General features: G+C 71.3%; 1 protein-coding gene. It reads left to right on the top strand.

Annotated features, from left to right (window positions below):
• The first annotated feature begins 165 nt into the window (after positions 1-165).
• On the top strand, positions 166-15201 hold the full coding sequence (locus OG257_RS32595) for a type I polyketide synthase (protein ID WP_329213232.1): 15036 nt from the start codon (positions 166-168) through the stop codon (positions 15199-15201).
• Positions 15202-15478 lie beyond the last annotated feature (277 nt).

The following is a 15478-nucleotide window of genomic DNA, read 5'->3' as shown; positions in this document are numbered from 1 at the left end:
TCATCGCCCCGCTGCTGCGGCTCGCCGCGGACCAAAGTCCGGACGACGGGACGGACCCGGAACCGGACATCCAGGATTCGATCGACTCGATGGACGGCGAGAGCCTGCTCAGGCTCGCTCTCGGCGATCCGGAGTCGCACGGACAGACAGATCGAGGAGCTTGAAATGGCCGCCGCCTCCATGGAGGACTACGTCAAGGCGCTGCGTACTTCTCTGAAGGAGACGGAGCGGCTCCGGGTGGAGAACCGCGAACTCACCGCGGCGTCACGCGAACCCATCGCGATCGTGTCCATGGCGTGCCGCTACCCCGGCGGAGTCCGGTCACCAGCAGAGCTCTGGGACCTGATCGACGCCGGCGCGGACGCCGTCACCGCGTTTCCCGCCGACCGCGGGTGGCGTGTGGACACGGCCGACGAGGCCGCGTCGGGCGGATTCCTCGACGGCGTCGCCCAGTTCGACTCCGGCTTCTTCGGCATCTCCCCGCGCGAGGCCCTGGCCATGGACCCCCAGCAGCGTCTCCTGCTGGAGACGTCCTGGGAGGCGTTCGAGCACGCCGGCATCCTGCCGCCCCGGCTGAAGGACAGCCGCACGGGCGTCTTCGTCGGCGCGGCCCCGTCCGGCTACGGGATGGGCCTGCAGGCGACCGACGCCGGGCAGGCGTACACCCTGGCCGGCGGCGCCACGAGCGTCCTGTCCGGTCGTGTCGCCTACGCGTTCGGCCTGGTCGGCCCGGCCGTCACCGTCGATACCGCCTGCTCATCGTCCCTGGTCGCCATGCACCTGGCCTGTCAGGCCCTGCGCGCCGGCGAGTGCTCGCTGGCCCTGGCCGGCGGCGTCACCGTCATCGCCACCCCGGACGTCTTCGGGGCCTTCAGCGTCGAGCAGGGCCTGGCCGCAGACGGCCGCTGCAAGTCGTTCGCCGCCGCGGCCGACGGGACCGGCTGGGCCGAAGGCGTCGGCCTGGTGCTGTTGGAGCGGCTCTCCGACGCCCGGCGCAACGGGCATCAGGTGCTGGCCGTGGTGCGGGGCAGCGCGATCAACCAGGACGGCGCGTCCAACGGCCTGACGGCGCCGAACGGCCCGTCGCAGCAACGGGTGATCCGTCAGGCGCTCGCCAACGCCCGGCTGACCGGCGCGGATGTCGATGTGGTCGAGGCCCACGGGACGGGGACGCGGCTGGGCGACCCGATCGAGGCGCAGGCGCTGCTGGCCACCTACGGCCGGGAGCGTGGCGACGGCGGCGAACCGCTGTGGCTGGGGTCGGTCAAGTCGAACATCGGGCACACGCAGTCCGCGGCGGGTGTCGCGGGTGTGATCAAGATGGTCATGGCGATGCAGAACGAGGTGCTGCCCGCGACGCTGCACGTGGACGAGCCGTCGCAGCATGTGGACTGGTCGGCGGGTGCGGTCGAGCTGCTCACCGAGCCGCGCCCGTGGCCTGCGGCGGACCGGCCACGGCGTGCGGGTGTCTCGTCGTTCGGCATCAGTGGCACCAACGCCCACGTCATCCTCGAACAGGCTCCGGAGTCCGTCGAATCGAAGCCGGTAACCGAGCCGTCGGTGATACGTCCCGGGCTGGTGCCGTGGCTGGTGTCGGCGAAGTCGGCGGACGCGTTGCAGCCGCAGATCGAACGGCTGCGGGAGTTCGTGGCGGAGCGTCCTGAGCTGGATCCCGTTGACGTCGGCTGGTCGCTGGCCACCACCCGGGCCGCGCTGGAACACCGTGCGGTGCTGGCCGGGGACACGACCCTCGCCACCGGTGTCGCGGTCGAGGGCCGGACCGCGTTCCTCTTCACCGGCCAGGGCTCACAGCGTGCGGGCATGGGACTGGGCCTGTACGAACAGTTCCCGGTGTTCGCGGAAGCCTTCGACGCGGCCTGCGCACGGCTCGACATACGGCTGCAACGGCCGCTGCGCGACGTCCTCACCGACGGCACCGACCTGGACCACACCGTGTGGGCCCAGGCGAGCCTCTTCGCCCTCGAAGTCGCCCTGTTCCGGCTGGTGGAGTCCTGGGGCGTCGCCCCCGACGTTCTCCTGGGCCACTCCCTGGGCGAGATCACCGCAGCCCACGTCGCGGGCATCCTCGACCTGGACGATGCCTGCACCCTGGTCGCCGAACGCGGCCGGCTGATGCAGGCACTGCCCACCGGCGGAGGCATGCTGGCGGTGCAGGCGACCGAGGCCGATGTCGCGGACTCCGGACTCGACATCGCCGCCGTAAACGGCCCCAACTCCGTAGTCCTCTCCGGCACCACCGAAGCCATCGAGCGGTACGCGGCCGAGTGCGCCGAGCGCGGCCGGCGGTGCAGCGTGCTGTCGGTGTCGCATGCGTTCCACTCGGCCCTGATGGAACCGATGTTGGACGAGTTCGCGACCGTCCTGGCCGGCCTGACGTTCAACCCTGCGCGGATTCCTATCGTGTCGAACCTGACCGGCGCGATCGCCGGACCCGGGCTGATGCAGGAACCCGAGTACTGGCTGCGGCAGGTGCGGCAGGCGGTCCGCTTCGCCGACGGCCTCGCAGCACTCGAAGCCATGGGCGTGACACGCCATGCGGAGTTCGGGCCGGACGGCGTGCTGTCGGCCATGGCCCAGGACACCGCCACCGAAGCCGAGTTCATCCCCCTCCTGCGCAAGGACCACGAAGAGACCGCTACCGCCCTCATCGCGACCGGCCGCCTGTGGACCTCCGGCGCCGACGTCAACTGGACTGCCATGTTCGCCGGTTGGGGCGGCCGGGCGGTCGACCTGCCGACGTACGCCTTCCAGCGCGAGCGGTACTGGCCGAAGGACGTGACGCACGCGGTCGGTGGGCAGGCGGAGGACACCGCCTTCTGGGATGCGGTCGAGCGTGAGGACCTGGAGGTACTCGCGGGTCTGGAGTCGGCGCTGCCCGCGCTGTCGGCGTGGTGGCGGCAACGCCAGGAACGGTCCACCCTCGACTCGTGGCGCTACCGGATCGTCTGGAAGCCCCTCGACCTGCCCTCCGGCGGGTCGCTCGACGGAACCTGGCTCGTCGTCACGTCCGGACCGGCCGCTGACTTCGGCGCCCTGCTGCGCACCGCCGGCGCACAGGTGGTCGAGCTTGCCGTCGGTGAGGAGGACACCGACCACGAACGGCTCGCCGGCCGCGTCCACGAGGTCCTCGACGGTGTGCGGCCGTCCGGAGTGCTCTCGCTGACCGGCCTCGACGACCGGCCCCTTCCCGGGACGGTCCTGCCCGTGGGGGCCGCGCTGACGGTCGCGCTGGTGAAGGCGATGAGTGCCCTCGGCATCACGGCGCCGCTGTGGACGGTGACCTCCGGCGCGGTCGGTGTCGGCCGGTCGGACCGGCTGGAGCACCCTGGCCAGGCGCAGGTGTGGGGTCTGGGCAGGGTGGTCGGCCTGGAGCTGCCCGCCCTGTGGGGCGGCCTCATCGACATGCCCGGCACGCTCGACGACGCCGCGGGCTCGCGGCTGGTGGCTGCCCTGGCGTCGGGCGCCGAGGACCAGGTCGCGGTCCGGGGCCCTGGTGTGTACGCCCGGCGGCTGGTGCGGGCCGGCGCCGCCGACGGCTTCGCTCCGGGTGGGCCGGACGGCGAGTGGCGCGGCCGGGGAACCGTTCTCGTCACGGGCGGCACAGGCGCGCTCGGCACCGAGGTGGCGCGCTGGCTGGCGAGGTCCGGGGTCGAGCATCTGATCCTCCTGTCGCGGCGCGGGCGCGAGGCTCCCGGGGCCGACGAACTGGTCGCCGAGCTGGCGGACCTGGGTGTGACGGCATCGGTGCTGGCCGGTGACGTCGCCGACCGGGAGTTCGTACGGCGGGCCCTGGAGCGGGTTCCGGCCGGTTCGGCGCTGACCGGGGTCGTGCACGCGGCGGGCGCCGGCGATGTGACTCCCCTCGACACCGCCGGCGTCGACGACTTCGCGCGAGTCGTGGCCGCCAAGGTCGGCGGCGCGATGTGCCTGGACGAGGTGCTGGAGGACACGCCGCTGGACTTCTTCGTGCTCTTCTCCTCGATCGCCGGGGTGTGGGGAAGCGGCGGCCAGTCGGCGTACGCCGCGGCGAACGCCTTCCTGGACGCACTGGCTGTCACGCGGCGGTCCCGGGGCGTGGTGGCCACGGCGGTGTCGTGGGGCGCCTGGGCCGGCGCCGGGATGGCCGGCGGGCCCGAGATGGCGGCACTGCTCCGTCGTCGCGGGCTTCGTGTGATGGCCCCCGAGCTGGCCGTGGCGGCGCTGGGACAGGCGCTCCGGGCCGACGACACCTGCGTGACGGTGGCCGACGTGGAGTGGGCGGCGTTCGCACCGGCCTTCACCGTCGGCCGCGCGCGCCCGCTCATCGACGACATCCCCGAAGCCCGGCCGGTCCTCGAAGCGGCCTCGGCGGCCGAGCCGGGCGACGCGTCCCCCCTCGCGCGGACGCTGGCCGGCCAGCCGGAGAACGAGCAACTCCGGTTCCTGCTGGACGTCGTCCGGCGCCACATCGCGTCCGTCCTGGGCTACCAGGGCCACACCGACATCGCGGCGGACGCCCCGTTCAAGAATCTCGGCTTCGACTCTCTCACCGCGGTCGAACTCCGCAACCGTCTCACCGCGGAAACGGGGCTCCCTCTTCCGTCGGGCCTGGTTTTCGACCACCCCACGCCACAGGCTCTGGCCGCCCGGCTGCGCACCACACTCCTGGGCACACGGCCCTCCGGCGACGAGCCCGCCGCCCCTGCTGGCGTCACCGGCGACGAGCCCGTCGCCATCGTGGCGATGAGCTGCCGGTACCCGGGCCGGGTCGCCTCGCCCGAGGACCTGTGGCGGCTTGTCGCCGACGGCGTGGACGCGGTGACCGGCCTCCCCACCGACCGGGGCTGGCCGCAGGCCGAGCCGTCCGCCGCGGCCTCCTGGGCAGGCGGCTTCGTGACCGGCGCGGCGGACTTCGACAACGGCCTGTTCGCGGTCTCCCCACGCGAGGCCTTCGCGATGGACCCGCAGCAGCGGCTGCTCCTCGAAGTGTCCTGGGAGGTGTTCGAGCGCGCCGGAATCTCGCCCCGCGCCGTGCACGGCAGCAGGACCGGCGTGTTCGTCGGCACCAGCGGCCAGGACTACGTCGGCATCCTGGCAAGCGGAGAGCAGGACACCGAAGGCCATCGCGGCACCGGGAACTCGGCCTCGGTCCTGTCCGGCCGCATCGCGTACACCTTCGGGCTGGAGGGCCCGGCGGTCACGGTGGACACGGCGTGCTCGTCGTCACTGGTGGCCCTGCACCTGGCTGCCCAGACCCTGCAGAGAGGGGAGTGCGACCTCGCCCTGGTCGGAGGGGCGACCGTGATGTCCACCCCGACCGCGTTCGCGGAGTTCTCCCGGCAACTGGGCCTGGCCGACGACGGCCGGTGCAAGTCGTTCGCGGCGGCTGCGGACGGCACCGGGTGGTCCGAGGGTGTCGGTGTGCTGCTGGTGGAGCGGCTGTCGGACGCGCGGCGCAACGGCCACGAGGTCCTTGCGGTGGTGCGGGGCAGTGCGATCAACCAGGACGGCGCGTCCAACGGCCTGACGGCGCCGAACGGCCCGTCGCAACAGCGGGTGATCCGTCAGGCGCTCGCCAACGCCCGGCTGACGGGTGCAGACGTGGATGTGGTCGAGGCGCACGGGACGGGGACGCGTCTGGGCGACCCGATCGAGGCGGAGGCGCTGCTGGCGACCTACGGCCGGGAGCGGGGCGACGGCGGCGAACCGCTGTGGCTCGGCTCGATCAAGTCGAACATCGGGCACACGCAGTCCGCGGCGGGCGTCGCGGGCCTGATCAAGATGGTCATGGCGATGCGGCACGGGGTGCTGCCGGCGACGCTGCATGTCGATGAGCCGTCGCCTCAGGTGGACTGGTCGGCGGGCGCGGTGGAGTTGCTGGCGGAGGCGCGTTCCTGGCCCGAGGCGGAACGGCCGCGCCGCGCCGCGGTGTCCTCGTTCGGTATCAGCGGCACCAACGCGCACGTCATCCTGGAGCAGGCTCCGGAGTCCGTCGAGCGGGAGCCGGTGGCTGAGCAGCCGTCGGTGATGCGTCCCGGGCTGGTGCCGTGGGTGGTGTCGGCGAAGTCCGAGCCGGCATTGCGGGCACAGGTCGAACGGCTGCGGTCGTTCACCGCGGATCGGCCGAAGCTGGATCCGGTGGACGTGGGCCGGTCGCTGGCGACGACGCGGGCGGCGTTGGAGCATCGTGCGGTCCTGGCCGGGGACACGACACTCGCCACGGGGGTCGCCCGAGAGGGCAGGACCGCGTTCCTGTTCACCGGCCAGGGCTCGCAACGTGCGGGCATGGGGTTGGGGCTGTACGAAGCGTTCCCGGTGTTCACCGAAGCCTTCGACGCGGCCTGCGCCCGCCTCGACGTCCGGCTGGAACGTCCGCTGCGTGACGTCCTGACCGACGGCGTCGACCTGGACCGGACGGCGTGGGCGCAGGCGGGTTTGTTCGCGCTGGAAGTCGCGCTGTTCCGTCTGGTCGAGTCGTGGGGCGTGACCCCGGACGTGCTGCTGGGTCACTCCTTGGGGGAGATCAGCGCGGCTCATGTGGCTGGGATTCTGTCCCTGGACGATGCGTGCGTGCTGGTCGCCGAGCGCGGCCGCCTGATGCAGGCGCTGCCCGAGGGCGGCGGCATGCTCGCCGTCCAGGTCGCCGAAGCCGATGTCGCGGACTCCGGTCTGGACATCGCGGCAGTGAACGGCCCGAACTCCGTAGTCCTGTCCGGCACCACCGAAGGCATCGAACGGTACGCGGCCCAATGCGCGGAGCAGGGGCGCCGGTTCAACGTCCTGTCGGTGTCGCACGCGTTCCACTCCGCGCTCATGGAACCGATGCTCGACGCCTTCGCGACTGTCCTGGCCGGCCTGACCTTCCACCCGGCCGAGATTCCGGTCGTCTCGAACCTGACCGGAGCCGTCGCCGACCCCGGTGTCATGCAGCAGCCCGAGTACTGGCTGAACCAGGTGCGGCAGGCAGTCCGGTTCGCCGACGGCGTCACGACCCTCGAAGCGATGGGCGTGACACGGTACGTAGAACTCGGCCCCGACGGCGTCCTGTCGGCCATGGCCCAGGACACCACCGCCGACGCCCAGTTCATACCCATCCTGCGCAAGGACCGCGACGAGACCCACACCACGGTCACGGCGATCGGCCAGCTATGGGCGTCCGGAGTCGACGTCGACTGGCCCGCCGTGTTCACCGGCTGGGGCGGCCGGGTCGTGGACCTGCCGACGTATGCGTTCCAGCGTGAGCGGTTCTGGCCGGAGCTATCGCTGACGTCCGCTGCGGGCGGTGGCGGCGAACTGGTGGATGCCGCGTTCTGGGACGCGGTGGAGCGGGAGGACCTTGAGGAACTCGCAGGTCTGGAGTCGGCGTTGCCGGCACTGTCCGCGTGGCGACAGCGTCACCAGGAACGCTCGACGCTCGATTCGTGGCGCTATCGGGTCACGTGGAAGCCGCTGGACAGCTTGTCGTCGTCGGCGGTGCTGACCGGTGTGTGGGCTGTCGTCGGCAACGAGGACCCGGAGGTGTCCGCCGCATTGGAGGCCGCGGGCGCGACCGTGGTCGGTGTTCCCGCCGAAGAAGTGTCGGGTCTGCCTGACCTGGCGGGTGTGGTGTTGTCCGCGTCAGGGTGGGCGGAGACGCTGGCCGTGGTGCAGGGGCTGAGCGAGGTCACGGCACCGTTGTGGGTGCTGACGCGTGGTGCGGTGTCCGTGGGTGGTTCGGACCGGCTCGGCCATCCGGACCTGGCGGCTGTGTGGGGTCTGGGCCGGGTCGCGGCACTGGAATTCCCGCAACGCTGGGGCGGTCTGGTCGACCTTCCCGAGGTCCTGGACGCCCGGGCCGGTGCCCGGCTGGTGGGTGTCCTGGCCGCCGGTGGCAGCGAGGACCAGGTCGCGGTACGTGGGTCCGGTGTGTACGGCCGCCGCCTGGCACGTGCGGTGCCTGCGGCTGTGGTCGGCGAGGGATGGCAGCCCTCGGGAACCGTCCTGGTCACCGGTGGCACGGGCGCATTGGGCGCGGAGGTGGCGCGGTGGCTGGCAGGCCGGGGGGTGCCGCACCTGGTGCTGACCAGCCGTGCGGGCGTCGCACCTGAAGGCCTGGCCGAGGAATTGTCCGGGCTGGGCGCACAGGTCACGGTCGCCGCCTGCGACGTGGCCGACCGCGACGCCCTTGCCACAGTGATCGCCAGTGCCCCGGAAAAGTGGCCCCTCACCGGCATCGTGCACACAGCCGGACTCGACCTCCCCCAACGGCTCGAGGAAGCCACCCCCGAAGCATTCGCCTCCGTTCTGCGGGCCAAGGTAGAAGGAACCAAGCACCTGGACGAGCTGACGCGGGACCTACCGCTGGACTTGTTCGTGGTGTTCTCCTCCATCGCCGCCACATGGGGCAGCGGCGGCCAGGCCGCCTACGCAGCAGGCAACGCCTTCCTCGACGCCTGGGTGCAGTACCGCCACGACAGTGGGCTTCCGGGAACGTCGGTAGCCTGGGGCCCGTGGGCCGGGGCAGGGATGGCGGTCCAGGGAGAGACCGAACAGGTACTGCGTCGGCGTGGGCTGCTGCCGATGGATCCGGTCCTGGCGGTCCGGGCCCTGGCGGCAGCGGTGGACGGCCAGGAATCGTGCGTGACCGTCGCCGACATGGACTGGACGGTGTTCACCCCGGCCTTCACCTCCTCCCGCCCCAGCACCCTGCTCTCCGACCTCCCCGAAGCAGCCGACGCACTCAGGACCACATCGAGCGGTGGCGCCGAACCGGGTTTGCTGCAGCGGCTGTTGGACGCACCTCACGTGGAACGGGCCCGGATCCTGCTGGATCTGGTGCGCGACCGGGCCGCCACGGTACTGGGACACGCGGGCGCGGATGCGGTCGAGCCCGGCAGGGCGTTCCGGGACCTGGGCTTCGACTCGCTCATGGCGGTCGAGCTGCGCAACCTGCTGACCGCGGACACCGGACTGTCTCTGCCCGCGACCCTGGTCTTCGACCATCCCAGCCCGACCGTTCTCAGCGACCACCTGCTGTCACAGTTCTTTGACGGGTCCGCAGCACAGCCCGACATGTCCCGGCCCGTGCTCACCACCGGAAGCGACGAGCCGGTGGCGATCGTGGGCATGGCCTGCCGCTACCCCGGCGGTGTGACGTCGCCGGAACAGTTGTGGGACCTCGTCGCCACCGGATCGGACGGGATCACTCCGTTCCCCGACGACCGGGGCTGGCCCACCGGCCTGGTCGACGCAACCGCCGCACTCGGCGGATTCGTCCACGACGCCGACGAATTCGACGCCGCCCTCTTCGGCATCAGCCCCCGAGAAGCCCTCGCCATGGACCCCCAGCAGCGCCTGCTCCTGGAAGCCGCCTGGGAGACCCTCGAATCAGCCGGCATGAACCCCCGGTCTCTGAAGGGCCACAGCGTCGGAGTATTCGCGGGCGCCTCCCCCTCCGGATACGGCAGCACCGGTGTCGCCGGCGCCGAAGGACACCTGCTGACCGGCACCGCGAACAGTGTGATCTCCGGCCGCCTCGCCTACGTCTTCGGCCTCGAAGGCCCGGCAATGACGGTGGACACCGCGTGCTCGTCCTCCCTCGTGGCCCTGCACCTGGCCGCACAGGCACTGCGCACCGGCGAATGCGACCTGGCGCTCGCCGGTGGCGTCACCGTCATGGTCACCCCAGGCGCGTTCGCCGAGTTCGACCGCCAGGACGGCCTCGCCTCCGACGGCCGCTGCAAATCCTTCGCGTCGGCGGCCGACGGAACCGGCTGGGCCGAAGGCGTCGGCCTGCTGCTGGTCGAGCGGCTGTCGGACGCCAAGCGCAACGGCCACCACGTCCTCGCCGTGATGCGGGGCAGCGCGGTCAACCAGGACGGCGCGAGCAACGGCCTCACCGCACCCAACGGCCCGTCCCAGCGACGCGTCATCCACCAAGCCCTCACCAACGCCCACCTCACAGGGGCCGACATCGACCTCGTCGAAGCCCATGGGACGGGAACACGGCTCGGCGACCCGATCGAGGCCCAGGCACTCCTGGCCACCTACGGCCAAACGCGGGGCGACAACCACGAACCCCTCTGGCTCGGCTCGATCAAGTCGAACATCGGCCACACCCAGGCCGCCGCCGGCGTCGCCGGCATCATCAAAATGATCATGGCCATGCGCCACGGCCTCATGCCCGCAACCCTCCACGTCGACCAGCCCACCCCCCAGGTCGACTGGTCGGCCGGCGCGGTGGAACTCCTCACCGAAGCACGCCCCTGGCCCGAGACCGACGACCGGCCCCGCCGCGCTGCGGTCTCCTCCTTCGGCATCAGCGGCACCAACGCACACGTCATCCTCGAACAGGCCCCCGCCCCGGAACCCCAGCCGATTGTTCCGACACGGCAGGCACCAGGACTGGTGCCGTGGATGATCTCGGCGAAGTCCGAGCCCGCACTGCAGGCCCAGATCGAACGCCTGCGGTCGTTCGTCGCCGACCGACCTCAACTGGGCACCGCCGACGTGGCCTGGTCGCTCGCGACCACCCGTGCCACGCTGGAGCACCGCGCGGTGCTGACCAAGGACACGACACTCGCCACCGGTACCGCCCGAGAGGGCCGGACCGCGTTCCTGTTCACCGGGCAGGGCTCGCAGCGCCCCGCCATGGGGCTGGAACTGTATGCCGCGTTCCCGCTGTTCGCCGAAGCCTTCGACGCGATCTGCGCCCGCCTCGACGTCCGGCTGGAACGCCCGCTGCGCGACGTCCTCACCGACGGCACCGACCTCGACCGCACCATGTGGGCGCAGGCCGGCTTGTTCGCCCTCGAGGTCGCCCTGTTCCGGCTCGTCGAATCGTGGGGCGTCACCCCCGACGTGCTGCTCGGCCACTCGCTGGGTGAGATCACCGCCGCGCATGTCGCGGGGATCCTCGACCTGGACGACGCCTGCGTGCTGGTGGCGGAGCGGGGCCGACTGATGCAGGCGCTGCCCGAGGGTGGCGGCATGCTCGCCGTACAGGCCACCGAAGCCCACGTCGCCGACTCCGGCCTCGACATCGCCGCCGTCAACGGGCCCAACTCCGTGGTGCTGTCGGGTGACCTCGACGCGATCAACCGCTACGCCGCCGAATGCGCTGACCAAGACCGCAGGTTCAACGTCCTGCTGGTGTCGCACGCGTTCCACTCCGCCCTGATGGAACCGATGTTGAAGGAGTTCGCCGACGTCTTGGACGGGTTGACCTTCCACCCGGCCGAGATTCCGGTCGTCTCGAACCTGACGGGCGCGATCGCCGAACCCGGACTGATGCAGGAGCCGGACTACTGGCTGCGGCAGGTGCGGCAACCGGTACGTTTCGCCGACGGTGTCACCGCCCTCGAAGCCATGGGCGTGACGCGGTACGTGGAACTCGGCCCCGACGGCGTCCTGTCGGGCATGGCCCAGGACACCGCTGCCGACGCCGAGTTCGTCCCCGTCCTGCGCAAGGACCGCGACGAGACCGACACCGCACTCACCGCGATCAGCCGCCTGTGGGCCACCGGCACCGACGTCGACTGGACAGCCGTGTTCTCCGGCTGGGGCGGCCGCGTGGTCGACCTGCCGACGTATGCGTTCCAGCGGGAGCGGTTCTGGCCGCAGCCGGGCGTGTTCGGCGGGGATGCAGGTGCGCTCGGCATCGAGGACGCCGGGCACGCGCTGCTGGGCTCCGTGGTGGCGTTGGCCGACGCAGACGGCGTGCTCCTGACCGGCCGCCTGTCGGTGGACGCCCAGCCATGGCTGGCCGACCACGTCGTGCTGGACCGCATCGTGGTCCCCGGCACCGCACTGGTGGAGATGGCACTGCGCGCTGGTCAAGAAGTGGACTGCGGTCTGCTCAGGGAACTGGTCCTGCGGGCACCTCTGGTACTGCCGGAGAGCGGCGCCCTCCAGGTCCAGATTCGGGTCGAAAGCCCGGACCCGTCGGGCGACCGGCCGGTCCACATCCACGGCCGCGCCGAGGGCACGGACGAGTGGACGCTGCACGCGTCCGGTTCGCTGGCAGAACAGACGGGCCCGCACCCTGACTTCGGCCTGAGCGTGTGGCCGCCTCAGGGTGCGGACGCGGTGGACGTCGACGGGTTCTACGAGGCGCTGGCCGGGGTGGGCTTCGGCTACGGCCCGGCGTTCCAGGGTGTTCAGGCGGCCTGGCGCGACGCATCCGGCGTCTACGCCGAGGTCACCATCGCAGAGCCGGCGGACGGGTTCGGTATCCATCCCGCCCTGCTCGACGCCGCACTCCACCCCTCCGGCCTCATCCTCAGCAACGGAACCGAGACCGACGGGCCGCGGCTGCCGTTCGCGTGGTCGGGTGTGGAGCTGTTCGCGGTCGGGGCGACCACCCTGCGGGTGGCGATCCGTCCCGAGGATGAGAGCGTCACCGTTCAAGCCGCCGACGGTACCGGCGCGCCGGTCGCCGTCGTCCGTTCGCTGGTGTCGCGGGCGGTGTCGGCGGAGCAGTTGTCGACTGCCGGACGTGGCGATGACGCGCTGTTCGCAGTGGAGTGGGTCGAAGTGTCGCCGGATGCTGCTGCTTCCGGCGAGCCGTCGGAGGCTCCTGCGTGGACGGTGCTGGCGGCCGGCGACGGTCCGGTGGAGCAGGTGCTCGGCGAGGTCCTGCACGATGTGCAGGAGTGGCTGAGCGAGGAACGACCCGACCACACACGCCTGGCAGTGGTGACCCACGGTGCCATGTCTGCTGGTTCCGGTGCGGTCGTGGACCCTGTGGGTGCGGCGGTGTGGGGTCTGGTGCGCTCGGCACAGTCGGAGCACCCAGACCGGATCGTGCTGATCGACACCGACCCGACTACCGAACAACAACTGGATCTGGCACTGCTGGCAGGTGTCGACGAGCCGCAGGTAGCTATCCGCGGCGGTGCACTGCTGGTACCCCGCCTGACCCGGGCCGGGGGCGGTGGGCTGGTGCTGCCGGACCACGACTGGCACCTGCTGCCCGGGACCGACGGCACGCTGGAGTCTCTCCACATCGAAACGGCCGACACGCTGCCGCTGGAAAACGGGCAGGTACGGATCGAAGTCCGCGCGGCAGGCGTGAACTTCCGCGACGTACTCCTCGGCCTGGGAATGTACCCCGAGCCCGGCACGATGGGTTCCGAAGCAGCGGGCGTCGTACTGGAAACCGGCCCCGGTATCAACGACCTCGCCGTCGGGGACCGGGTGTTCGGGTTCTTCGACGGCGGGTTCGCCGCCCAGGCCGTCACCGACCGCCGCCTGCTGGTCCGGGTGCCCCAAGGCTGGTCGTGGGCGCAGGCGGCAGCAGTACCGCTGGTGTTCGCGACCGCCTGGTACGGGCTGCACGACCTGGCCGAGGTCAGGTCCGGTGAGTCGGTACTGATCCACGCTGCCGCCGGCGGCGTCGGCATGGCCGCGCTGCAGCTGGCCCGGCACTGGGGACTGGAGGTGTACGCCACCGCCAGCCCCGCCAAATGGCCCACCGTCACCGCCAACGGAGTCGACCCCTCAAGGATCGCCTCCTCCCGCGACCTCGACTTCGAGGAACGCATCCGCACCGCGACCGGCGACCAGGGCATCGACGTCGTCCTCAACTCCCTCGCAGGCGAGTTCGTAGACGCCTCACTACGCCTGCTCGCACCGGGCGGCCGATTCGTCGAGATGGGCAAGGCTGACGTCCGCCACAACCTCGACGTCCCGTACTTCGCGTTCGACCTCACCGACGCAGGCACCGAACGCATGGGCCAGATCCTTGGCGAGGTCGTCGCCCTCTTCGAACAAGGCGTGCTCGAACCCCTGCCGCTGACCGTGTGGGACGTACGCCAAGCGGTCACCGCCTGGCGCCACATGGCACAGGCCAAGCACATCGGTAAGAACGTCCTGACCCTCCCCGCCCGCCCGAACCCGGACGGCACCGTACTGATCACCGGAGGCACCGGCACCCTCGGCGGGCTACTGGCCCGCCACCTCGCCACCCAACACGGCATCCGGCACCTCCTCCTGCTCTCCCGCCAGGGCCCCGACGCCCCCGGCGCCGCAGACCTCACCACCGAACTCACCGAACTCGGCGCCCAGACACGGATCGTGGCCTGCGACGCCGCCGACCGCGACGCCCTCGCAGCCGTCCTCGCCGACATCCCCACCGAGGCTTCCCTGACCGGCGTCGTCCACGCCGCCGGAGTCCTCGACGACGGCATCTTCACCGCCCTCACCCAAGAACGCCTGGAAACCGTCCTACGCGCCAAGGCCACCGCCGCCACGAACCTCGACGAACTGACCCGCGACACCGACCTCGCCATGTTCGTCCTCTACTCCTCGGCATCGGCAACCTTCGGCACTCCCGGCCAGGCCAACTACTCCGCCGCCAACGCCTACCTCGACGCCCTCGCCACCCACCGCCGCACGCAAGGCCTCCCCGGCCTCTCCCTCGCCTGGGGCATGTGGGAACAGACCAGCACCATGACCGGCGCACTCGCCCACACTGACCGGGCCCGCGCGACCACCGCCGGCACCACCCTGTCCACCACCCAAGGCCTCGCCCTCTTCGACGCAGCCCTGACACACCCCACCGCACATCTGGTGCCCATCAATCTCGATCTCGCCTCCCCGCCTTCCACCGACGCCGAGATCCCTCCGCTGGTGCGCGGGCTCCTGCGCCGCCCGGTGCGGCGCGCCGTCAGCACGGCCGCTCAGGCGGGGCCGTCGCTCGGGGACCGGCTCGCCGGGATGCCCGCCTCTCAGCGGGACTCGGTGCTGCTCGACCTGGTGGTCGCCTCCTCGGCCGTAGTGCTCGGGCACGCCTCGCCCGACGCGATCGGGGCTGACCGGCCGTTCAAGGATCTTGGGTTCGACTCACTCACCGCAGTCGAACTGCGCAACCTGCTCAACGGCGCGGCCGGGCTGAGGCTGCCGGCCACACTCGTCTTCGACCACCCGACTCCGGCCGCGCTGGCCAAGCGTCTGCTGGACGAGCTCGTGCCGCAGGACAGGACACCGGCCGAGACGCTGCTGGACGAGTTGGCGCGGATGGAGGCCGGACTCGCCGAACTGACGGCCGGGGAGACCGGGTTGACGGCCGGCGAGCGGACGACGGTCCGCTCACGGTTGGAGGTCATGCTCGCGCGGATCCAGGGCGGAGAACGGCGACCGGACGGGGCCGACGGCCGGGATCTGGAGACCGCCACGGCCGACACCATCTTCGCGCTGATAGACGAGGAGCTCGGGGGCTGAGACCGGAACCGGGAGTTCCGGAGCTCCGGAACTCCCGGTTCCGGGGTTCTGGCGGGGCTCCGGACCGAGGGCACAGGACCGGGATCCGAATTACGACACCGGTGCTGCCCGAGTCAACCCGTAACCCTTCCATAGGGGGAACTCCATCGCGGTAGGGGTTGCTGGCCAGATCACACCCCCGGAAAATCACTTCCGATCCTTCAAATAACCCACACACGGGTGCGTTGTCGGGCACGAACGCTTGCGGCGCGGGATACAAATGCCACACAAAGGGGTC

This window comes from Streptomyces sp. NBC_00683 (assembly GCF_036226745.1).
Classification (GTDB): Bacteria; Actinomycetota; Actinomycetes; order Streptomycetales; family Streptomycetaceae; genus Streptomyces.
The sequence above is the reverse complement of the archived record's forward strand: the minus strand, read 5'-3'. Positions and strand labels throughout refer to the sequence as shown.

Coding starts and splice junctions, on each gene's coding strand:
- OG257_RS32595 (WP_329213232.1), top strand. CDS start 166: ATGGCCGCCGCCTCCATGGAGGACTACGTCAAGGCGCTGCGTACTTCT.